Raw genomic sequence first — 22,860 nt, forward strand, 5'->3', positions numbered from 1 at the left:
GCGGATTCATGCCCAAGGACCTGGCCATCGTTCTGAACAACGGGAGCATCAACAGTGCGGTAACCACGGCGCTGGCGGCGCAGCGGTATCGCCCGGTGATGCTCTACGTGGATGCAACGCAACAGCCCGGCTCGCGCTCCCGGGCGGCCTATGACCTGCAGGTCGGGCACTTCAAACCCTACCGCGAGCACACGATCGCGATGCCGTTCCTCACCACCTTCCAGCCTGTGGGCATGGGAGGCGCCGGCGCCATGACCGATCCGCGAGTCCCCGCCATGGTCGCTTCACAGATCGTCGATCTGCTGCCACTGGTCTCGGCGGCGGTGCGTTTCGCCATCCACTACCAGGCTGCCGCCGTGTACCTGGGGCTGCGCATCGGTGGACAGGGCGACGAGATGGCGCAGGCCACGGAGTACATCCAGATCTGGAACGAGCTGGTCCAGATGCCCTGTGGTCAGCCCGAACTCGAGCTTGTCACGCCGATTCTGGAGCTGGAGCCGTGGCAGGTGGTGGATGTGGGTTTCCAGGTCGGCGCGCCGTTCGATCGCACCTGGAGCTGCGCCGAAGACGGCGTCGAGCCATGCTGGGCCTGCCGCGGTTGCCGCGCGCGCGAAGCATCCTTCATTCAGGCCGGAAAGCCCGACCCGCTGCGCGTCGTGAGAAAGCTGTGAACGCACGGCTCCTGCGGCCGACGGACCCAAGTCCACGGACCGCAAGCACGCTGCGAGCGATTCAGACCAAATGCCTTTGGCGCCTCACTTGCCTTCGTATTCCTTGAGGAATCCCTCGAATTCCCGCAGATGCCCTTCTTCGTCAGCCAGGATTTTGGTCACCATGTCCGCCGTCACGTAATCCACATCGATGCACGTCTGAATGATTCGGGTGTAGTGGTCGATCGCGTCCTGTTCGGCCTCGATCACTCCCTTGATGATCGCGACTACGTCGGTGGATTCCCTGGGTGGCTGAAGATTCTTCTGCGAGGGCTTGAACTCCATGCTCCCCGGAACCTTGCCGTAAAGCTCCTTGATCCGCTTGCCGAACTGCTGGGCGTGGCCGATCTCCGCAGCGATGTCTTCGGCCAGGCTCTTCTTGATCTCCTCGGCCCTGACGCCGTCGGGGTTGATCGAGTTGGCGATGTAGTTCATCACCGTCTCGATCTCCATCCAGTAGGCCTGGGTGAGCATCTCGATGATCTGCCTGCGCTTCTTGTCGTCGCGAACGATGGGCATAATGGCTCCTTTTCTGCGTCTGGCGGATTGTGAACCCGCCGCTGATCCATTACAAGAAAGCACCTGTTTCTGGCAACGTCGAAAGGAGCGAGTTTCCCGTGAATTACCGTCGCCTTGGAGATGCGGGCATCAGGCTTTCGGAAATCGGACTGGGGGGGTGGATGACCTTCGGCTCCACGCTGGATATGGATCGCGCCCGCGCGATCTTCAATCGCGCCTTCGACGCGGGCATCAACTTCTTCGATACAGCCAATGCCTATGCCGACGGCAGGTGCGAACAGGTCTGGGGCGAGATTCTTCAGGACCGGCGGCGAAGTGATTACGTGCTGGCCACAAAGGTCTATTTTCCGATGGGCAATGGTCCCAATGATCGCGGACTGTCGCGCAAACACATCATGGAACAGTGTCACGCGAGCCTGCGGCGCCTGCGCACCGACTACATCGACCTGTATCAGTGTCATCGCTGGGACGAAAACGTCACCATGGAAGAGCTCGTCCGTGCCATGGACGACCTGATCCATCAGGGCAAGGTCCTGTATTGGGGGTTTTCCGAGTGGCCCATCGAGCAGATCGAGCAGGCGCTGCAAACCTGCGGCGATCGCTATTACCGCCCCAAGAGCAGCCAGCCCGGCTACAGCCTGCTGCGGCGAGGGCCGGAGGAGAAGCTGTTCGCGCTCACGTCGCGGGCGGGGATCGGCAACGTGACCTTTTCCCCGCTGGCTCAGGGGACGCTCAGCGGCAAGTACAAGCCTGGTGAGCCTTTCCCCGCCGACAGCCGCGCCGCCGACGATCGCGCCAACATGTTCATCAAGCGGTTTGTCGGGGATCCGGAGATCCTTCGCAAGGTCCAGAAGCTCTCATCGATTGCACAGGAGCATCACTGCTCCACTGCCCAGCTCGCGATCGCCTGGTGCCTGCGACGGCCGGAAGTCACCAGCGTCATCACCGGCGCCACCAAGCCGGAACAGGTCACCGAAAACGCCGAAGCCAGCGGCATCAAGCTCGACGAAGCCACGATCCGACGAATGGAAGAACTGCTGGCGTGAATTCATCCCGCGCTGCGCAGGTGGACGCGCCGCAAGAGGCGCGACGAGGCACCGGACAGGAACAACAACAGCGGCGCCGGGGCTTCGGCGCCGCTGTGTGGGAAATCGGCTGCGATCGGTCGCGACGGCAGGGCGGTGGCGGGCGGCTATGACGCCTGCGCCGTGGTCACCGCGCCGTTCTGGTACTCGTAATAGGTCTTGATGTTGCGGGCGTAGTATCCGCCGCTGGCCGAACGCACTCCGTTGAGCACCACGCCCAGGTGTTCGGCCTTGAGTTGTCGCAAGGCGTCGCGCATCCGCTGGAGCAGTCCGCGGGTGTTGGTGCTGGCGCGGACTACGGTAATCACGCCATCCACGCGCGGCGCCAGGGCCACCGTCTCGGACACGAACAGCATCGGGCCGGAGTCGAAAACCACGTGGTCGTACTCCTCCAGCGCCCGTTCGATGAAGTCGATGAGCAACTGGCTTTCCAGCAGCTCGGTGGCGTTGGCGGGCTTGGGGCCGGCGACCATCAGGTCCAGATTCGGAACCTTGGTCTGCTGAATGGCTGACTCGAATGCCTCGATCGAGTTCAGCACGTTGGCAAACCCCACGTCGGACTTGGCGGCGAAGATCTTGTGCAGTTCCGGTCGGCGGAAGTTGGCATCGACCAGCAGGATGCGGCGTCCGTTCAGCGCCAGACCGGCCGCCAGGTTGCACGCGACCGTGCTCTTGCCATCGCCGGGGCTGGGGCTGGTGATCAGGATGCTGCGCGTGGTGTCCAGCGAAGCGGCATGCTGGAGTCGCGTGCGCACCTGCCGGAACTGCTCGGCCATCATCGAGGTCGGCGCGCTGTAGATGACGGCCGGCAACGGCACTCCCGCGACCTGCGGATCGTCGTCCTCGTGCGGGATCATGCCCAGCAGATTGAGCTGCCCGACGCGGGCGATGTCGCGCGGCGATCGGACGGTGGTGTCGGTGATCTCACGCAGGAACGCGATCCCCAGGCTCAGCAGCAGCCCCAGCGTGATCGTCGCCGCCAGCGTGTACGGCAGCTTCGGGAAGCTGGGGGTGTCAGGAATCTCCGGACGGTTGGCCCAGCTCACCGTGTTCAGATCGATCTGCTGAAGCTGCTGGTTGATCACATCGAGCTGGTCGCGCACGCGGTTACGCAGCTCGATGAACCCCTCTTCTTCATCCTTCTTGGTCAGGTAATCCGACAGCGTCCCGGTCATCTCCGCCAGGTCGTTGCGCACCTTGTCGATCTGCTTGTTCAGCGCCTCCAGCTCGCTCTTGGACTGCTGCGCCCGGGAAGCCAGCGTTTCCAGGTACATCACCGTGCTCTTGGCGCGCTCCTCGGCGCGGACCTCTTCGAGCTGGGCCTGCGTGGCGTCCCGCTGCGCCTTCAGCTCCTTGTAGGCGCGGCTGTCCGGACCCTGGTTGCGCTGAAGCTCCATGGCGCGCAGGCGGATGTCGTAGTCGTGCAGCATCATCACCAGCCGCTGCACCGTGCCGTTCTCCTCGACCATCATCTCCACCGCCGACGGGATCTCTCCCTTCTGGTACTGCTGCTGCGCGCTTTCGTAGGCGTTCTGCGACGCGTTGGCGATCGACTCGAGCTTCAGTCGCTCGGTGATGTACTGCTGAAGCTCGCTTTCCTTCTGGCTCAGCCCGCCAGGACGACCGAATCCGTCAAGCTGAAGCTGCGCCGCCTTGAGGCTGGTCTCCTGCTTCAACTCCTTGATGCGGTTTTCCCAGCGGATCAGCAGGTTGCGCAGGTACTGGCTGCGTTCGACGGTCTTGTCGGAGGCGATTTTGCGCTGGTCTTCAAGGTGCTGGTTGACGATATCGCTGACGATGGTGGCGCAGTCCTTGGGGACCTTGTAGGTCATCGTCACGCGAATCAGCTTGGTGTCCGGGATCGGCACCGCCAGAAACTTCTCCTCAAGGTCTTCCTTGGCCTCGGCGATGTCGCCGTCAAAGTCCTGAAACCACTTGGTCTTGCGGATGTCGTAATTGGGGTTCTGCAATACCTTGGCGAACAGTGCATCGGAGGTCAGCAGGCTGGCCTGGGTGCGCTGCTCGACGATCAGCGGAGTTTGCTCCTCACCGGTGTCGGTGGGACGATCGGTGACCGAAGGCAGCCGCCGGTTGGTCTGGACCTGCACCAGTGCCACGGCGGTGTAGCGTGCGTGGAAGGAATCCAGATAGAAGTTCAGCGCCACGCCGATGATCACCGAGGCGATCAACGTGCCGATGATCAGCCAGATGTTGGTTCGCAGCACGCGCATGACGTCGGCGCCGGTCATTTGCGGCGGAGGCAGGGGACCCGCCGGCGCGATCGCATGCGCGGGCGTGATCGCGGCGCCCGGATTTACCGGACGTGGCAGTTGGATGCTCGTCGTTTGCGGCAACGTCGTCATGTCCTACTCCTAAGCACTTCCGGAAACTGGCGCCGCGGACGCACCCGCAACGCCTTCACGCAACGATCTTACTACGAACACGGCACGAACGCGGGCAGGCACACGGGCAAATTGCCAGCGTCCGATAAAAGCGGCCCGGAACATGGTTCCTGACTCGCCGAATTCCCAGCCCATCTGCTAGTACCCGCAGCGGCATCACAGGTTGCACGCGAAGCGCCCTGGGCCGGCGGCGATCAGCGTGAATCGGGCCCGGGGCCGGCCCCCGAGGCCGCACTGGCACCGGTCGCGCCCTGCGCCTGCGGCGAGGCGGCCTGGCTGGGCTGGCGAACACGCTCCAATGCCTGCTCCACCTTCTGTTTCAACGCCAGATCCACCGGCTGGTTGTTCCGGGCGGCGCGATCCAGCAGCGTCTTGGCCTGGTTGAACGCCTGTTCCGCGTCCGTGGTCATCGGGACCTTCATCGCCAGATACGCTTCGCCCAGATGGTAATAGCCCTCGGGGAAAGCCTGCTTTTCCAGCGCCTGCTGAAGCAGATGCAGGCCTTCCTCGACGCGTCCATTGAGCACCAGCACGTATCCGTGGGTGTCGTGAATCATCGGTTCGATCCGCCCGGCGCGTTCCATGATGTCAAAGGCCTTCTGGCTGTACACCAGCGCGTCCTGAGCGGTGTAGCCGCTGTTGGGCAGGATCATCGTACACGCCAGGTTGTTCAGCGCCGCCGGGTCGTCGGGACGGCGCTCCAGCATCTTCTGGAAAACCGCCACCGCCTTGCCCACCTCCGGCGGATCCAGCCTCAGGTATAGCGGGCCGAGCATTCGCTGGGCAACTTCGATCTCCTGGGGCGTGCTCTTGGAGTCGTTGATCACCTGCTCGGTCCAGTCGATCGCCTGTTTGATATCCGGCTCGATCTGGCAGAGGTAGGCCATCATCATCCGCCAGCGGTTTTCGCCTTTCTGCGCCCGGCTGGCGATGCGGATTTTGGCCGGAGCCACGCCGATCTCCTCGGCGATGGCCTGCACGATGCGTGTGGCGGCGTCCTCGTCGGGGCCGGCGACTTCAAGTCCCGCGGAAAACTCATCCAGCGCCGCCTGCTTGTCGTCCAGCGCCTTCAGTGCCCGCCCGCGGTACACGTAGAACCACCATGGCGCCTGCTTCGACTTGACCGGCCCGTCCGTCACCCGCAGCAGCTCGCGATGCTGTTTGGCCTGGTGAAGCACCTCGCAGTACGTGCGGAACAGATTCAGGTTGTTCGGCGACTGCTTCAGCGCCGCGGTGATCGCCTCGCCGGCCTTGTTCACGTCCTTGCGCTTCAGCCACATCAGCGCCTCGGCATTGAGCAGTTCGATGTCATTGGCCAGTCTCGGGTTCTGATGGGCGTCCTTGAGCACGCGGTCGGCGTCGCGCCAGCGCGGCGGCTCGGTCTGCGCGTACAGCTCCAGCAGTCTGAGCTTCGGCTGCTTGGCGTCGGGAAGCTGCCGCACGGCGCCTTCCAGTTCCGCGATCGCCGCCTCCAGGTCGTCCTTGAACACGTACGCATCGGCCAGGTAGAGCCTCGCCTCGACGTTGTCGGTCATGGCATCGCGGACGATCTGAAGGTCTCGCACGGCCTGGTCCAGGTTGCGTCGTGCCGCCACGAACAGCGAGCCGCGGTAGAACAGCGCCTCGACGTTGTCCGGGTTGGACGCCAGCACCCGATCCAGAATCTCCAGCGCTTCGCTGGTTCGCCCCAGACTCATCAGCACAAAAGCGTGCTGGGTGAGCAGTGCCGGGCCGGGGTTGGAATTGCCCGCCAGCGCGGCATTGCTCTCCTTCAGCGCCTCATCCAGCCGCTTGTTGATGATCAGCAGCTCGATTCGGCTCTTGTGCACCAGCGGATCGGAGGCGTTGGATTCGCTCAGGACCTTCAGCGCGTCATCCGCCCTGCCCGACTGCGACAACACCGTCGCCAGCTTCAACTGCGCGCTGATCGCCGACGGATTGGCCGACAGATAGGAACGCAGGACCTTTTCGGCGTCGGCGGGCTTGCCGCTCTGGACGTACAGGTCCGCCAGCAGCAGCGTCGGCTCGGGCTTGTCCTGCCACTGAGGTTGCGACTGAAGCGTACGGATGGCCTTTTCTCCGTCGGCGTAGTTCTTGCTCTGCACCGCCACATCAACGATCGCTTTGACAAAGCTGATGTCGTCGGGCCACTTGGCCGTCGCCCGGGCGAAGGTGTCGCGCGCCTTGTCCAGGAACTGTTTGGCGGTCGGGTCGGCGGCCTTGTGACGCGCCACGGCCAGATACGCATTGCCCAGCATGGCCCAGGCGCGTTTGCTGTCGGGGTTCTTGTCGAGCTGCTCCTGCCTGGGGGCGATTACCTTTTCCGGGTCGCCGTGCATCAGCTCGTGCTGAAGCTCCATCTCCCGCAGCAGGACGTTGTTCGGGAACAGATGCCGGCCCTGTTCGATGTAGCTCTTGGCCAGGGTCAGGCGGTTGGAGGCGTAGCTGCACTGGATCAATCCGAGCACGGCGTCCAGGTTCTGCGACTGCTTCCGCAGGGCGTTGTTGTACGACTGCATCGCCTCGTTGTACTTGCCCTGCGCCTGCTGGACCTGTCCGAGCAGGACGTAGCTGGTGGCGAACTCGGGCATTTTCTGAGTGAGCTGAAGGGCCAGATCCGCGGCTTCCTCCAGCAGCTTGCGTCGTTGCTCGCCGGGCGCGGCTGCGGCGCGGGCCATCGCGTACTGCGTGCGCAGGACCAGCCCGCCCGCCTGGTCGGCGTTCTGCCGGATCAGCGTCTCCATGTACGTCTCGGCGCGGGTCCAGTCCCTGGAACCCAGCGACTGGCGGAACAGCAGCGACAGGACCGTCAGATCATCCGGTTTCAGTCGCGCGGCGTTCTGGAGGTGTTCGGCCGCCTCGCTCTCACGCTGTTCCTGAAGCGCCAGCCTGAACAGCGCCAGCTCCTTCTGGAACGGGTCGGAGATCGTGTCGATGAGCTGGCGGGTGATCTCGCCTTCATCCTGACCGGAGAGGCGCGCCTGAAGCAGCTTCAGCTCCGGGTTGTCGGGGTTTTTGGCAATCGCCTCGTTGAGGATGGCCTGCGACCTGGCCTTGTCGCCCATGTCGGAGTACAGCCGCGCCAGTGCCCCCAGCACGGTGATGTCATTGGGGATCTCGGCGCGGACGGCTTCCAGGAGCCTGGCCGCCTCGGGTTTGTTTCCCATCCACAGCGCCACCTGCGCCTTTTCGCCGCGCTCTTCGTTGTCGGTTTCCGGGAGTTTGGCATACGCCGCCGCCAACTCCTCCTTGTCTTTTTCCCGATCCAGCGAGTAGATCTGCAACCGCCGGACGATCGGGGAATCAGGCATCGCCTTGGCCAGCACCTTGATGTGCTCGCGCGCCGCTTCGATGTCGTTTTCCCGAATCAGCAACTGCACGAGCATCAGCCTGGCGGGAATGAACTTTTCGAAGCTGGCGACGATCTCCGAGAGCAGCTTCTTGGCCTCGCCCGTCTGGTTGACCAGCATGTTGGCGCGAGCCAGCAGGAACATGAGCTTGTACTTCTGGTCGATGTCGGCCAGGCTGGAGATCGGGGGCATCAGCTTCAGCGCCCGGTCCAGGGTCTGCACGGCCTTGATGTTTTCGCCCCGGGCCAGCTCGGTGCGTCCGCGGATCTGAAGCGCAAGAGGCGTATCTTCCACGCCGGGGTTGGCGATCAGTTTGGCGTAGCCGTCATCGACTTCCTTGAGCAGTTGCTCGCGGGATTGCGTCTGGCTGGCCGGCAAAAGCTGCAACGCGTCCAGCTTCAGATTCAGCGTGTTGGCCAACGCCACCAACTGATACTGCTTGGCCAGAAACGCCTTGACCCCGAAGTACTTTTGGGGATCCGGCTCAGGCGCGCTCTCCAGCAGCGCGATGGCCTCGCTGATGCGTTTCTGGTCGCGGCCGATGAGCTCGGCAAGCTGGATCCGCACCGCCAGCTCATCGGGACGCTCCTTGAGCAGCTCGTTGTAGAGCCGTTCGGCGGCCTGCTGCTCGCCGGCGTACTCCATCGTGCGTCCCAGCGTCAGCTTGATTTCGACGTACAGCTCGTCATCGGGTTTGACGAGTCTGGCGGCGGTCTCCACTTCCGAGCGGATGCGGTCGGTGTACTTGGGGGGCTGTCCGGGCGCGCGCTCCGCGGCGCCCAGTTGCCGCAGCGCCTGCGACGCGCGGTAGTGAACCCGTGCATCGTCAGGGTGCGCCGCCAGCGTATCGTCCACCAGTTTCAGTGTCTTGGCGAACTGCGCCGTAGCTCCGGCGCGATCATTCTGCCTGACCCGGTCGGTCCCGCGGTAGGTCTCGGCCAGCATCACCACAAACATCGCGTCGGCATCGAACGGCGGCTGCTCGGCCAGCGCCGTCAGCGCGCTCAGCGACTCGTCGATGCGCTCCGGCGGGGTCTCCACGCCTGTCATCCAGCGCGAGATGATCGCCTTGTGAAGCAGCGTCTTGGCTTCGCGACTTTGCGGGTCGACCGCCAGGATCTTCCTGGCTGTATCGTGTACGGCTTCCCACTGCGCCGCGGCGCGCGGGCCGCGGTTCATCTCCGCGTCGTCCCGATACAGATCCAGCAGCCGCTGCAGCGCCGGCAGATACTCCGGCTCGGCCAGCAGCGCCTGATCCCAGCACGCCTTGGCCAGGCGGATGTTGTCGGCGTCTTCCAAAACCAGATGGCTGTAGCAATCGCCCAGGAGGGTGTAGTACTCGGGATGAGGCTTGCGATTCAGGACGATGGCGCGTTTGTACTTTTCGCCGGCGTCTTCGTATTTGCCTTCATCGAACAGTTGTTTGGCGACGGCGGCATGGGAGGCCGGGGTTCCGCGCACGAGCCACTTGACCTGCGGGATCGTCTTGTACGCCAACGCCGCGCCGCCCAGCAGCACCACGATCGAGCCCATCACGATCAGGAACTTGACGTTCAGACGCTTCTTTTTCTTCGCCATAAGAGCAGGTCCTTACGGACGGTGGCAACCGGCGATGCGGCGGGCACTACCCGCCCGCCGCCCCGGACGATTCGGACATCAACTTCTGCCAGTCCGGCAGTGACTTTTCGATTTCCGGCAGGATCCAGGTCAGAAACTCGTTCATCACACGCTGAGATTGATCCGCGGGCAGCGCCAGTGTCTGCACCTCGACCTTCATGTAGTAACCGTATCGCTGTCTCAGGTTCGCCAGGCTCTTTCTTACCTCCACCGGGTCGTTGGTGTACTCTCCATTGGAGTGAAAGAAATAGGCCACGTTTCGCGACACGGATCGCCGCCCGGGCGTCTGGTCCTCGAACACGATGAACCGGACCATCTTATCACCGGGGCGATCCTTCAGCACGTCCCAGCGTGGCGTCTGGTAGGTCGTAGGCTCGTAGCCATCGGCCACGTAGCAGCGGTCCGGAACGTGCGCCACGGTGTCCACCATACCCGTGTAATACGTTACGCCCAGATTCACCACCGCCTGCGGGCGTGTTTCGCGAATCCTGGCCGCCAGGTCGCGACGCTGGGAGTTGGTCTTGTCCTTGAACGCCGCCAGCTCATCCCGGCTCACCAGGCGCGAATCGACGTAGTCACGGAAGCAATACTGTTTGGTGCCCAGCACCTCTTCAAAGTCATGGGCGAACGGCTCGTCCAGCGACACCTGCACCCACGGCCCAGCTCGCTCGGCGATCTGCGTCAGCGGACGCGCCATCGGCACGGGCAGCTTCTTGAAATGCAGTTTCAGGTACTGCGTCGTGCCATTGATCCCCACCGCAGCCACGAGCAGGATCATCGCCACCACCACAAATGCCGGCTGGGCCAGGACACGCTTCAGGCCATCAAGCAGATTCTGCGTCAATGCGGGCATGAGCGACCCTCCGCACCAGCCGCGCTATGGCTGGGACCGCCGTCCCGCCGTGGCGTGACCGTCACCGTCAACGGATCCACCTCTTCCACCTCCTCGACGAACAACTGATCCAGCACCCATCCGACCAGCAGGATCAGGAAAAACGCCGGCACCAGCATCACCAGCCCGACAAACTGGTGCGCAAAGCTCTCCGAAAGCTTGGGCGAAACGTAATAGTCCAGAAGACCCTGCCCGGTTACCCGCATGACGTTGCAGAAGATGGCAATCGGCACGGCCGAGGCGGTGATGAACAGTTTCTGCCAGAGCGGCCGGCTGGACAGAAAGGCCACCGCCGCTCCTACCGAGATAAACGTCATCAACGAACGCATTCCCGCGCATGCCTCGGCGACATTGAGAATTCGCGGCGCCCGCCCGAAACCGTAGTCCATCACAATCTTGGTCCCAACCCGCGAGGCATCCACGCCGGTGAGCTGGAGCGTCCAGACCGCCACCGAGGCGGCCAACTGCTGAAGCGGCATGGCGATTTTGCTGTAGAACAGCCCCGGCCAGGGCAGTGCGCAGATCAAAAACAGGATGGGGAACCAGGCGATGCGCATGACCTGCCAGCCACACAGCGTCAGCACGACGCCGAACAGCGTGAGCACCATGCCGAAATCCTTGACCCAGTCGTTCTGTCCCGGCCAGATTCCCCATGCAAAAACGCCCAGCCCGAAAAGCAGCGTAGCGATGCCCCAGTCCAGAAGGAGCACCAGCCCTGCCAGCCCCGCCAGCGACATGCATCCGACTTCACCAAACGGGATCAGGGTAACCGGGAGGATGAACGGGCAAGCAAAATACCCCAGGCTCGAGGCCAGCAGCAGTCCTGCGCCGCCGACAAACCGTGCGCGGCTGAGCCCGCCGGCCAACAGCGGCTTGACCGGTGCCGATAAGAGCTGCTCGCGGTTCAGATACAGGTAATAAAGCCCTACGATGGGCACGACGATGGCGTGGCCCCAGTTGGGCTCGCCCCAGAAGGGGTTGGTCTTTTCCCACAGTCGCCGCAATACCGGCACGTAGAAGACCCAGACCATCAGGACGGCGATGATGGCGATGGTCAGCCAGGTGCTCAGGCTCAGCCCCAGCCAAATCATCTCCTGAGGCTGCTGAGGGTTGCGCGGCTGGGGCAACTCCCGCGCGCCCGAGGTGGACGAGGGCGGCGGCGAGGACAGCGACGTTGGCGATGTGCTGATGCTGCTCACGGCTCTCCCGATCCTGTTCGTGGATAGACCCGATGGGCGTCATATCGGAAACACGCCCGGCACAAAGAAGTTACAGGAAAAAACGCCGAGGTGCACGGTCCTGTAACCCGGGCGAAGGCGCCGACAGCTTATCGCCGCCGTCGCCCTTGGCCAAGCGGCTGCGCCGGGGGCGAGGATCTGTAAGTCTATGGTATGGCTGATCGTTTGCGCACTGGCTCGGCGCAGCTCTTCTCAGCAGCGAATGCGGCTGCTCAATCACTGCGCCGACTGGCCAGCTCGAGCGTGAGAATCTGCCTGGGCCGCGCCGTCAGCCTGATCTGCCGGCGGCTGGTCACATCGATCGGCTCGCAGCGCTCTTCGGCCAGATTGGTCAGCCACGCCTGATCGACATCGAAGCCGGTTCGCAGCACCCCGCTGGCCTGCTCAAGCGAAGTGTTCCACAGCCGCACGACCACGCTCTCGCCGTTCTGGGATCGCTTCACAGCGCTGACTTCGAAAGGCGCGGAGACGGACAGGAACGAGGACTCAAGGGGCAGATGGCCACTCTGCCGGCCGAGCTGGGCACTGCGCATCGGCAGGGCATAGTCAAACGCGCGAGCTCGCACCTGCGGGATCTGCCCGGCTCCGCCGAACGGCATCACTGCATACTCGAAGACCTGTGGCCCCAGTTGCTGCGTTCCGTCCTGCATCGGATCGACCGCCTTGATCTTGGGGATCATCACCCGCGTCGTGCGCAGGAGCGTCAGGGCGATGGCGTTGTCGCGGTCGGGCAGCACCTCGTATTCTGGCAGCCCACGAACCAGCGCCGCCAGACCGCGCTTTTCGTCGGCCACGGCGCAGAAGTGCCGCATCGGATAGGTTGAATACCCTCTTTCATACCACCCCTGCGTATCGGGCGCGCGTGTTGGGCGCTCGATCAGATCAAAGGGCATGTCCGCGATGCTGACCTGAGTGTGCACACCCGACGGGAATACCACCCGCAGTTTGTGGTCTTTGGCCCGATTATCCAGCTCCGTTCGGAACTCGACGAAGGGGCTGCCCCTGTCCAGCCTTGCCGTGACCCGAATCGGAACCTGCACCGTTTGCTCACTGCGCCCGGACTTTTCCGTGGTTTCGGGGATCTGCATGGACAGGGCCAGTTGAATATACGAGCTGACCGGGCCGCGCTCGACGTGAACCTGATACTGTCCGGCCGGCGCTTGAACGATTCGGTCGTTCTGTGGCACGACGCTGAAATAGGCGTCGCCGACTTCTCCTCGATCCTCGAACAGATGCAGCCCCCGATACACGCAGCCGGTCCGCTTGTCGGTCAGGTCCAGCAGCCCATCCTCTCTGAGCTCCAGCAGCAGGAATTCATTTTCGATCCGGGGCTGATTCGTCGGCGCCGGCCGCAGGCTGAGATCCTCCTGGGGCGTTGGCTCGGCGCGGTAGCACTTCCACCCGAAAGCCGGCACGTCCGTCGCCAGCAACCGAATCCACCAACTGTCCATCAGGTATTGCCCGGGAGCGTCCTTGGGCCGATGGATCAGCACCTTTCGCCCGGGTGCGGCGCGATCGACCTGGATGGCGGCGGGCTTGCCTTGCAGATCCAGCACGCCAAGCCCCCTGGCGGCCCAGGCGCTGGGCAGATCGACTCGCATCTCAATCGTCGCCGACTGCGCATAGGGTCGCGGGTTGTACACCAGCAGCAGAACGTCGCGCTGGCCAAGCCCCTGCGTGTCCAGTCGCATCGCCAGATGAAACAGCGCCCGTCGGGTGATCTCGTCGGCGATCTCCATCACCTGACGGAAGTAGTAGACCATGTCCTGGTGAACGATGTCCTGTCCGCAGCCGGCGATGCAGTCGTGAGACTGGTTGTTGAGCAGATGCCGCCAGGCTTCATCCAGAAAACGCACCGGATACTCAGCGCCCTGAAGCCAGGCAAAGGTGGCAAACGGCTCGGCCCAGCCGATCAGGCGATTCTCGGCCTGGGCGTTGAGGATCTTCAGGTCCGTCCGGGTCGAAACCGTGTCGCCGAAGAGATTGACCTGGACCCCGTCCTTGGCCGATGAGCGCATCTCGCCGCGGTAGCGCTTGAGCCTGGGCGCCGCGTCGCGCAGGACCGTGGCGAAGGCATACAGGTCGGTGTGCACAAACTCGTGCGTGTCGCAGACCTGATTCATCGCCTGGAGAATCCGCGGAGTCTGTGGTTGTGGCTCGGTGGAGTCAGTTCCATCCAGACACAGAAACGTGTTCAGCGCCGAACGCTTCAGTTCCGTGTCGATCATCCGCCGGGTCTCGGCCGCCAGGGCGTCGGTCAGGAACTGCTCATACGGGTTGCCCTGGTAGTACAGGTCCCAGCGCGTCCGCTCGTCGTGCAGGCGGAAGGGGTTTTCCCGATCATCCCATTGCCTCACGCGCTCGTAGAATGCCTGTCCGTACAGCACGCGCCGCGTCACGCAGTGATACAGCGGCATCCGCCCGAACTCGGGCGTGAAGATGTAGGCGACCACCCACGAACCGTCGGGCGTCTCCCAGACGAATTCCTTGTCCAGGCGGCTGCGGTCCGGCCCACGGTAAAACAGCGCCGTGTCGATGCCGAATCCGCGATAGATCTGCGGCAATTGCGAGATCTGCCCGAAGCCCGTCGGGGTGTATCCCACCTTCATCACCGGTCCGAACTGGCTGACCAGGGCGTGCCCGGTCAGCAGATTCCGCACGATCGCCTCGCCGCCCACCAGATTCATGTCCGGCAGCGAGTACCACGGACCGGCCAGCAACCGACCCTGTTGAATGTGCTGGCGGATTTCCTCCGCCTTTTCCGGACGCAGCGACAGGTAGTCTTCCAGGATCACACTCTGGCTGTCCATGTGATAGCAGCGGAAGTCTGGCTGGGTCCGCAGAATGTGCAGCAGGTGGTCCATCAGGTCCACCAGGCTGGCACGCGTCTGCTGAAGCGAAAACCGCCACTCCCGGTCGTAATGCGTCGAGGAGATTACCGGAACCTGAATTCGTTGTTTTTCAGTGGTGCTCATCGTGTGGTTCCATCGAGCGGGTCGGCAGGGCCGGCCCAGAGCTGGTGGTGTTCGTTCCATTTCCAGCCGCTGCCGCTCAGATGCGGGTCGATCAATGGCAGCGGCTGATCCATCATCTGCGAGGTTTCTTCCCAGGACTTTGCGCCGCTGACGGCATCCATGACGCGAAGGTTTTGAAGGCCCAGGCACGTGGCGCAGCGCAAGGCCCTTTCCAGGTTCAAGCCGCGCAGAAATGCCGTGAGGAATCCGGCGATGGCTGAATCGCCCGAGCCGGTGGCGCTGCCGAGACGGTCCACCACGAACGCCGCCGCCCACAGCTCACGATTCGCCCAGTTGGCTGCATCAAGGGGGCTGCTTTGCCTGAGCGTGCTGATCTTCTGCTGCGAAGCGGTCTTGACGTAGAACCCGCGGTGTCCCGACTTCAGCGCCACCACTTTCGCGCCCATGGCCAGGCACTCGTCGGCCAGGCTCGAGTACTGCGCCGCTGAGATGAAGTCGATCAGCTCGGCCCCCTGATGTTGTGCCTTCATCTTGAGGAACTCATCGGGTCGCAGGAAGAACAGTGTTTCTTCGATCGAGGGCAGAAACAGGTCAACGTACGGCAGTACCTTCTGCAGGATCGCGCGCCAGTTCACCTGCCCCGAGGGCGAGGACGGATCCGGCAGGCTCATGTCCAGCGAAGTCGTGGCGCCTGCATCTTTGGCGATTCGCAGGACCTGCTGAAGCTCCTGGCCGGCGGATTCATACATCCGCCTCATCAGCGGCGGATAGCCGAAATGAAAATGCCGGCACTCGCCGATCAGGGCCGGATTGAGGTCTTCCGGTCCGAAGCTGTTGTTGGTTCCGGGATTGTGAAGGAAGATGCGGTCGATTCCCGGTGGGGCGATCACCAGCGTGTAGGAGCTTGCCATTCCGCGCGCGATCTGAATGCCGTCGGCGTTGCCGCTTCGTCGCAGGATCCCCAGGGTGATCTGCCCCAGCTCGTCTTCTCCACAGCGCGCGCAGAAGCGAACTCTGTTGCCCAGAGTCTTGAGATTCAGTCCGGTGTTGGAGACCGGCCCGCCAGTTGAGAGCGTCGCCGGGCCGACGTTGACCAGTTTGCCCGGGCGGAAGATCTGCTCGATCTGGCGAGCTGTGTTCTCAGGGAAGGTGGGGATGATATCCAGACACAGATGTCCGGCGACCATGACGTCGAACGCTTTGGCCGCCGCTGCCATTTCACGATCCGACGGGGTCTGCATCCCGCCATCTTAATCATCTCGCCGAACGCATTAAAGGATTTATCCGACCTTTGAACTGACTCCTGCGACAGAGGCTAAATCGCTCTTCCAGGCTCGCCATTGTTTTTCTTTAAAATGGCGCCGCGGACGGTTAGCTTGGTGTGAGGTTCCACCATGCCCAAGCTTTCGATGCACCGGACCGCTGTGGAGGCGCTGGAATGTCGGCGGCTGCTTGCGGCGGCGCCGCAGTTCGTCTGGGATCCGTTGCCGCCAGATGCGGGATACAACCCTTATCAGATCAGCCAGATCACCGCGTTTGACGGCGAAGTTTATTTCGTCGCCGACGACGGCGCCAGCGGGTTTGAGCTGTGGAAGAGCGACGGAACCGCCCAGGGCACTTCGCTGCTGAAGAACATCGCCCCAGGCGCAGCCAGCTCGTCGCCGGGCAATCTCGTCAAGAGCGGCGGATCGCTGTTCTTTACGGCCGACGATGGAGTCAACGGCGTAGCACTGTGGAAGACCGACGGCAGCGAGTCGGGCACCGTGATGGTCAAGGACGTCGATCCGCTCACCAGCGGTGGAACGGTCGGCGGGCTCATCGATCTGGACGGGCGGCTGTTCTTCGCTGCCGACGATGGTGTGCATGGTGTGGAACTTTGGCAATCGAACGGCACGGCTGAAGGGACGACGCTGGTCGCCGACATCAACCCCGCCGGCAGTTCGTTCCTGAACTACTCCCTGACGAGTCTGAACGGGATCCTGTATTTCGGCGCGACTGATGGAGGCAGCGGCATCGAGCTGTGGCGCAGCGACGGCACGGAAGCGGGCACCTGGCGGGTGAAGGACATCTACCCCGGCGAACGCAGCGGCCTGCTGTATCTGTCGCAGGCCAACGGCAAGCTGTATCTGACCGCCAACAATGGCGTTCACGGCTATGAGCTGTGGCAGAGCGACGGAACCGACGCCGCGACGGTGATGCTCAAGGACATCAATGCTGGCATCGCTGATTCCTACCCGAGCACGATCACCGACGTCGCGGGCACGCTCTTTTTTAACGCAACCACCGCCAGCGCCGGCGCGGAGCTGTGGAAGAGCGACGGGACGCCCGGCGGGACGGTGATGGTGAAAAACATCCGTGCGGGCACGGCATCGTCCAACCCGCTGGTGTATGGCGATCTGGATGGAGTCGCGATTCTCACCGCCAACAACGGCACGCACGGGCGCGAGGTCTGGCGCAGCGATGGCACGTCGGCAGGGACATACATGCTCGGCGAGATCTGCCCCGGCAACAGCAGCCCGTTCATCGGATACTTCACGTATCAGGACGGGCTGATGTACTTCAGCGCCGACGACCTGAGCGTCAGCTATGGAACTGAGCTGTATCAAACCGATGGGACCGTCGCCGGCACAAAGCTGGTCGCCGACATCTCTCCGGGAACAGGCGGATCTTCACCGAGCCAGCTTGCGGTGGTGAGTGGTGATCTGTATTTCGCCGCGGGAAGTCTCGTTCCACACTACCAACTATGGAAGCTGCCCGACGAGATTCCGCCGCGAGCGGTATCGGGCAAGGCGGATGTCGAGATGGCTCATCGGTTGAACGTGAGATTCAGCGAGGACGTTGCGGCGTCGCTTTCGCCCGGCGACCTGCTCGTGCAGCCAGTCGGCGGGGGAGCAGGCTACACGCCTGTGTCGGTGGTGTTCGATCCACGTACGCGGGTCGCGACGTTCGGCTTTGCCGGACTCTTTCCCGACGGCAACTATCGCGCGACCGTGCCATCGGGGTCTGTTGCCGACCATGCGGGCCACACATCGACGTCGCAGTTCAACTTCGATTTCTTCATCCTCGCTGGCGACGCCAATCGTGATCGGGTGGTCAATCAGCTTGATCTGGATGTGCTGACGCAGAACTGGCAGCAGTCGCCGCGCACATTCAGCCAGGGCGACTTCAACTATGACACCCGGGTCGATGCCCGGGACCTGCTGATCCTGGCCGGCCGCTGGCAGACGGCGCTGCCGGCGCCGGCACCTGTCAAGGCGGTGCAGCGGCCCACACGTGTGGATGGCCTGGCCGAGCTGGTGCTTTAACGCGAAGCGGGGCGGAACCGAGGCTGTGGTCGAGTCTTCTCACCCTCATCAAACGGGGCCAGCCGGCGGCACCATCAATTTGCAGAAAATCGTTGAAACTCCCATGAAATGAGACATAATGCGGATGGTAATTGTACTCGTCCCAGTGGCGCGGCCTGTGGCAGAGGAGAATCCCCGTCGTGGCAGCGATGTTCATCGAACCGCTGGAGAGGCGCAGACTGTTGGCTGCCGCGATTCCGCAACTGCCTTGGCCGGTTGCCCGCGGCCCGGGCAGCGTTCCCTCGCCGCTGTCTTCGCCACGGCAGATGGAGTACCTCAATCGCGGCCTGGTTGCCATCCGCCAAAGCACCAACGCCACCGGCAGCATTTACGTCGGCTGGCGGATGCTGGGAACCGACCCGCCGGATATCGGGTTCAATCTTTACTGCTCGATCAATGGCGCGGCGCCAGTGAAGCTGAATGGCGCCACACCGCTGACGGCCACCACCGACTTTGTTCACACCGCCCAGAACTACAGCCAGTCGCACGCTTACTTTGTGCGCCCGGTGATCGCTGGCGTTGAACAGCCCGCCAGTGAGACTTTCACTCTGCCGGCCAACGCGCCGGCCAATCAGTACTTGTCGGTTCCGCTGGAAGTTCCGCCCGGCGGCATGACTCCCGACGGCGTGAACTACACCTACAACGCCAACGACGCCAGCGTCGGCGATCTGGACGGCGACGGCGAGTACGAGATCGTCCTGAAGTGGGATCCATCCAACGCCAAGGACAACTCGCAGGCCGGGTACACCGGAAACGTGTATATCGACGCCTACAAGCTCAATGGCACGCGATTGTGGCGGATCGACCTGGGGATCAACATCCGCGCCGGGGCGCATTACACGCAATTCATGGTTTACGATCTCGATGGCGACGGACTGGCCGAAGTCGCCATGAAAACCGCTCCGGGCACGATCGATGGGCGGGGCAATCCGGTCATCCTGCCCGGCGACGACCCCAACGCCGACTACCGTAACAGCTCCGGCTACATTCTGTCCGGTCCGGAGTACCTCACGGTCTTCAACGGCGCCACCGGCGCAGCGATGGCGACCACGAATTACATCGTGCCGCGAGGCTCGGTCAGCTCCTGGGGCGACAGCTACGGCAATCGCGTGGATCGCTTTCTGGCGGCGGTGGCATATCTCGACGGCCAGCGGCCAAGCCTGGTGATGTGCCGCGGCTACTACACGCGCGCCACGCTCGCCGCCTGGGACTATCGAAACGGCCAGCTCACGCTGCGCTGGCTGTTCGACAGCAACACCCCCGGCAACAGCGGCTACGCCGGGCAGGGCAATCACAACCTTTCGGTGGCCGACGTCGATCTGGACGGCAAGGACGAGATCATTTACGGCGCCGCGGCGATCGACGACGATGGCACGGGGCTGCACACCACGCGCTGGGGCCATGGCGATGCGCTGCACGTGAGCGATTTCGTTCCGTGGCGTGCGGGGCTGGAGGTCTTCGACATTCATGAGCCGGGATATCCCAACATCGGCGCCAGCCTGCGCGACGGCGCCACCGGCGCGCCGATTTTCACGCTGGAGCAAAGCTCAACCAGCACGGAAGGCCCGGGCAGGGGAGTGGCGGGCGACATCTGGGCGGGCAACCCCGGCGCTGAGTTCTGGGTGGCCGGGGGGGGCATCCCGGGTGGGGCGTATGACAGCGCCGGGGCGATCGTGGGCGACCAGCCGTCGTCGGTCAACTTCCTGGTCTGGTGGGATGCCGATCCGGTCCGCGAGCTGCTGGACAGCAATCGGATCGACAAATACAACCCCGCCGGCAGCGACGCCAGACTCCTGACCGCCAGCGGGGCCTCTTCCAACAACGGCACCAAGTCCACGCCCTGCCTGAGCGGCGACATTCTGGGCGACTGGCGCGAGGAGGTCATCTGGCGCGCCAGCGACAACTCTCATCTGCGGATCTACACGACCACGATCCCCGCCACCAGCCGCATGTACACACTGATGCACGACCCGCAGTACCGGGTGGCGATCGCGTGGCAGAATGTGGCGTACAACCAGCCGCCGCATCCCGGCTTTTTCATAGGCGACGGGATGGCATCGCCGCCGACTCCCAATATCTACCTGGCGCAAAGCGGCCTGACGGCGCCTGCTCCGCCCGCGGGGCTGAATGCGACCGCAGGTTTTGCCGGGACGCGCATGGTCAGCCTTGTCTGGCAGGCCAGCGACGGGGCAACCGCGTATCGCGTGAAGCGCGGCACAAGCAGTGGCGGGCCTTACACCACGATCGCCACCGGCATTACGGATACCAGCTACATCGACGCCGCCGTCGCTCCGGGACAGACGTACTATTACGTCGTCAATGCAATCGGAGCATCAATGCTGGAAAGTCCCGACTCCAATCAGGCCGCCGCCAGCGTGCCTTCGGGGCTTCAGTCCACGCTTCAGGCCGAATCGGCATCCTTTGGTGGCGGCACCGTCTCGGAGACCACCAACGGCAACTTCAACGGCTCAGGATATGTCAATTTCCCCGCCAGCGGCGGATTCCTCCAGTTCAACAACGTCAATGGCGGGCTTGGGGGTCTGGCTACGGTGCGCTTCCGCTACGCCCTGGGCAGCAGCTCCAGCCGCAGCGGGATGCTGAGCGTCAACGGGGTTTCGCAGCCGATCACCTTCAACCCGACCGGCGGATGGAGCACCTGGCAGCTCCAGACCCTCACTCTGAATCTGAATGCCGGATCGACGAACATCATCCGCCTGGAATCCACCGGGCAGGATCTGGCCAATATCGACGAGATGCGTCTGGACGTGATTGCGGATACCACTGCGCCGGTGGTGACGGCCGGGCAGTTCTGGTACGAGACGTCGCCGATCCGCGTCAGCTTCACTTTCAGCGAAGATGTCTCGGCGAGCCTGTCGATCGCGACGCTACTGGTCAGCGAGCCTGGCGGCAGCGGGGGAGCATACGGCGCCACCAGCTACAGCTACAACGCGGCGACGAATACCGCGACGTTCACGCTTCCCACGCCTCTGCCCGATGGCAACTATCGCGCCCGACTGGCCGCCGCCGCCGTGCGAGATGCCGCCGGCAACCCCATGGCCGCTGACGCACTGTTGGATTTCTTCGTGCTCGGCGGCGACGCGAATCGCGACCGGGCGGTCAATCAGCTCGACCTGGACATTCTCACGATGAACTGGCAGCAGTCGCCAAGGACCTTCAGCCAGGGTGATTTCAGCTATGACGGTCGTGTCGATGTGCGCGATCTGCTGATCCTGTCGAGCCGCTGGCAGGGCATGCTGCCGGCGCCAGCCCAGACAATCCGGCTGCCGTGGCGCATGCGCGTTCCGCAACCCGAGGAGTCGGCTGCGATCCTGGAAGGCTACTTGCTGTGAGCAGCGACGGCCTGCTGTGACCAGCGCCAGCCCGAGTGGACGCACTGGAGGCATTGCTCACAGCACGCCGAATTTGCGGTAGACCTCATCCACCGACATTCCCGCGGCGATCTGTGCGCGCTCGCTGTTTTCGTGCTCGAACAGCGCCTCGACGCGCAGCAGCACCTCATCGACCAGATCTTTGGGGATAAGCTGAACTCCGTCGTTGTCGCCGAAAATGAAATCGCCGGGCATCACGCGGACGTAATGAGTCAGATGCCCGGGCAGGTAGATCGGCACGTTGATGTCGGTGATGATCCACCCGCCGAAGGCATTGGGGCGAGTCCCGAAGCAGAAGATGGGAAAGTCGGGCATTTTCAGGATGTATTGGGTGTCACGGCAGTTGCCTGCCAGCAGCATGCCGCGGCAGCCGTGGGCGTAGGCGAGCTGGCAGCTCATTTCGCCGAAATGAGCCGGCTGCATGTCTCCGCCGCAGTCGAAGCACAGCACGGTTCCGTCGGGCGAGTCCTCGATGGCGCGCATCATCCGTTTTTGCGGATGTCCGCCTTCAGCCTGCCACTTCTGCTCCATGGCTCGCTGCAATTCGGGCGGGACCGGCTCCACCAGCGAGTGAAGCTTGACCGGCAGCGCCCGGCCAACCAGTTGCATGCCCTGTCGCAGCGGGCGGAAGCGTTCGGAGAAGACGGTGTCGCGCACGCCCAGAGCATTGAGCGTATCCGAAACATTTCCGCCGTAGCCGGCGCGACGAAACCGCGCGATGCGCTCCAGGTCGGTGATGTCGAGTCGGCGCGGCTGCTGGCGGGCTGCGTCGCCGCTTGAGGCAGGATTCGCAGAAGCGGACGAGGGGTGATCGGCGGCTGTGCTCACAAGCTTGGCCTCCTGTTCCTGGCGAGCGGATTGAGTCATTGCCCGAGTTGCATATTCGAAGCAGACGCTACGTTAACATCCCGACCTCACGCCGCAAAGCTTCACTGCGCCCGCCAGGCGCAGCATCCATTGAATCTGTAAGATGGACTTGCATTGAGCACAAAAGGTGCTAGCTTGTGCCTCAGCCCACGGGCGGCGAGAGCCAGTCGAGGCGATCGGGTCGAACCGGACCGCCTTGACCAGGGAAGTCGGTGCGGAGCAGGTTGATGAATGCTCCAATTCCGACGCGGACGCGCCGCTGTGATGGACGTTTGTGCTCGCTCGGATCAGTTGTTCACTGGCCACTGTCCTTTGATGAGATGGGATGGGAAGGCCTTATCCGGGTGGGTGTCCTAAGCCAGAAGACCGGCCTGCGGGCTTGTGCCGCCGCGACGCAACGGGCGTTGCGGAAGGGCACGTCGATCGGATTCGTCCTCGCGCATCGGGACGGCCGGTGGGACAGGCAAGCTGC

Annotated in this window: 12 protein-coding genes and 1 riboswitch; of the genes, 4 read left to right on the forward strand and 8 right to left on the reverse strand. The window is 63.3% G+C overall.

Annotated features, from left to right (window positions below; translation table 11 throughout):
• Positions 1-8: 8 nt before the first annotated feature.
• Positions 9-671, forward strand: coding sequence for a 7-cyano-7-deazaguanine synthase (locus tag ACQS5P_RS16465; protein WP_428937711.1), 663 nt, complete (start codon positions 9-11; stop codon positions 669-671).
• An 84-nt stretch (positions 672-755) separates the two neighbouring features.
• On the opposite strand, the gene ACQS5P_RS16470 is transcribed toward ACQS5P_RS16465, so the two are convergent.
• Positions 756-1,229: a ferritin-like domain-containing protein gene (locus ACQS5P_RS16470; RefSeq protein ID WP_428937712.1), complete on the reverse strand. Its 474-nt coding sequence runs from the start codon at positions 1,227-1,229 to the stop codon at positions 756-758.
• Between the two features lie 98 nt (positions 1,230-1,327).
• On the opposite strand from ACQS5P_RS16470, the gene ACQS5P_RS16475 reads away from it, so the two are divergent.
• Positions 1,328-2,275, forward strand: coding sequence for an aldo/keto reductase family protein (locus ACQS5P_RS16475; RefSeq protein ID WP_428937713.1), 948 nt, complete (start codon positions 1,328-1,330; stop codon positions 2,273-2,275).
• A 146-nt stretch (positions 2,276-2,421) separates the two neighbouring features.
• Here ACQS5P_RS16475 and ACQS5P_RS16480 read toward each other — a convergent pair whose 3' ends face one another.
• From ACQS5P_RS16480 to ACQS5P_RS16505, 6 genes are all read right to left on the reverse strand, one after another.
• The gene (locus ACQS5P_RS16480; protein WP_428937714.1) at positions 2,422-4,677 is read right to left on the reverse strand and encodes a polysaccharide biosynthesis tyrosine autokinase; all 2,256 of its coding nucleotides are present in this window, start codon (positions 4,675-4,677) and stop codon (positions 2,422-2,424) included.
• Between the two features lie 233 nt (positions 4,678-4,910).
• The gene (locus ACQS5P_RS16485; protein WP_428937715.1) at positions 4,911-9,644 is read right to left on the reverse strand and encodes a tetratricopeptide repeat protein; all 4,734 of its coding nucleotides are present in this window, start codon (positions 9,642-9,644) and stop codon (positions 4,911-4,913) included.
• 46 nt (positions 9,645-9,690) lie between these two features.
• Positions 9,691-10,536 carry an exosortase-associated EpsI family protein gene (locus ACQS5P_RS16490; protein ID WP_428937716.1) on the reverse strand — a complete coding sequence of 282 codons (846 nt, stop codon included), beginning with the start codon at positions 10,534-10,536 and terminating at the stop codon, positions 9,691-9,693.
• On the reverse strand, positions 10,524-11,774 hold the full coding sequence (locus ACQS5P_RS16495; protein WP_428937717.1) for an exosortase/archaeosortase family protein: 1,251 nt from the start codon (positions 11,772-11,774) through the stop codon (positions 10,524-10,526). The genes ACQS5P_RS16490 and ACQS5P_RS16495 overlap by 13 nt, the downstream gene beginning before the upstream one ends.
• A gap of 251 nt (positions 11,775-12,025) precedes the next feature.
• Complete coding sequence (locus ACQS5P_RS16500) at positions 12,026-14,788, reverse strand: alpha-mannosidase (RefSeq protein WP_428937718.1); 2,763 nt, start codon at positions 14,786-14,788, stop codon at positions 12,026-12,028.
• Positions 14,785-16,029: a carbohydrate kinase family protein gene (locus tag ACQS5P_RS16505; RefSeq protein ID WP_428937719.1), complete on the reverse strand. Its 1,245-nt coding sequence runs from the start codon at positions 16,027-16,029 to the stop codon at positions 14,785-14,787. Before ACQS5P_RS16505 ends, ACQS5P_RS16500 begins: the two co-directional genes overlap by 4 nt.
• Before the next feature lie 153 nt (positions 16,030-16,182).
• On the opposite strand from ACQS5P_RS16505, the gene ACQS5P_RS16510 reads away from it, so the two are divergent.
• Both ACQS5P_RS16510 and ACQS5P_RS16515 read left to right on the forward strand, forming a co-directional pair.
• Positions 16,183-18,093: an ELWxxDGT repeat protein gene (locus tag ACQS5P_RS16510; protein ID WP_428937720.1), complete on the forward strand. Its 1,911-nt coding sequence runs from the start codon at positions 16,183-16,185 to the stop codon at positions 18,091-18,093.
• A gap of 188 nt (positions 18,094-18,281) precedes the next feature.
• Positions 18,282-21,482 (forward strand): carbohydrate-binding protein, encoded by a 3,201-nt coding sequence (locus tag ACQS5P_RS16515; protein WP_428941034.1) that lies wholly within the window; start codon positions 18,282-18,284, stop codon positions 21,480-21,482.
• A 57-nt stretch (positions 21,483-21,539) separates the two neighbouring features.
• Here the strand turns inward: ACQS5P_RS16515 and ACQS5P_RS16520 are convergent, their stop codons facing one another.
• Complete coding sequence (locus tag ACQS5P_RS16520; RefSeq protein ID WP_428937721.1) at positions 21,540-22,388, reverse strand: RraA family protein; 849 nt, start codon at positions 22,386-22,388, stop codon at positions 21,540-21,542.
• Between the two features lie 161 nt (positions 22,389-22,549).
• Positions 22,550-22,777: riboswitch (cobalamin riboswitch) on the forward strand.
• The last annotated feature ends 83 nt before the right edge of the window (positions 22,778-22,860 follow it).

Source organism: Fontivita pretiosa (assembly GCF_050410795.1).
Classification (GTDB): domain Bacteria; phylum Planctomycetota; class Phycisphaerae; order Tepidisphaerales; family Tepidisphaeraceae; genus Fontivita; species Fontivita pretiosa.

Coding starts and splice junctions, on each gene's coding strand:
- ACQS5P_RS16485 (WP_428937715.1), bottom strand. CDS start 9,644: ATGGCGAAGAAAAAGAAGCGTCTGAACGTCAAGTTCCTGATCGTGATG.
- ACQS5P_RS16505 (WP_428937719.1), bottom strand. CDS start 16,029: ATGCAGACCCCGTCGGATCGTGAAATGGCAGCGGCGGCCAAAGCGTTC.
- ACQS5P_RS16480 (WP_428937714.1), bottom strand. CDS start 4,677: ATGACGACGTTGCCGCAAACGACGAGCATCCAACTGCCACGTCCGGTA.
- ACQS5P_RS16500 (WP_428937718.1), bottom strand. CDS start 14,788: ATGAGCACCACTGAAAAACAACGAATTCAGGTTCCGGTAATCTCCTCG.
- ACQS5P_RS16490 (WP_428937716.1), bottom strand. CDS start 10,536: ATGCCCGCATTGACGCAGAATCTGCTTGATGGCCTGAAGCGTGTCCTG.
- ACQS5P_RS16470 (WP_428937712.1), bottom strand. CDS start 1,229: ATGCCCATCGTTCGCGACGACAAGAAGCGCAGGCAGATCATCGAGATG.
- ACQS5P_RS16520 (WP_428937721.1), bottom strand. CDS start 22,388: ATGACTCAATCCGCTCGCCAGGAACAGGAGGCCAAGCTTGTGAGCACA.
- ACQS5P_RS16510 (WP_428937720.1), top strand. CDS start 16,183: ATGCCCAAGCTTTCGATGCACCGGACCGCTGTGGAGGCGCTGGAATGT.
- ACQS5P_RS16465 (WP_428937711.1), top strand. CDS start 9: ATGCCCAAGGACCTGGCCATCGTTCTGAACAACGGGAGCATCAACAGT.
- ACQS5P_RS16515 (WP_428941034.1), top strand. CDS start 18,282: ATGTTCATCGAACCGCTGGAGAGGCGCAGACTGTTGGCTGCCGCGATT.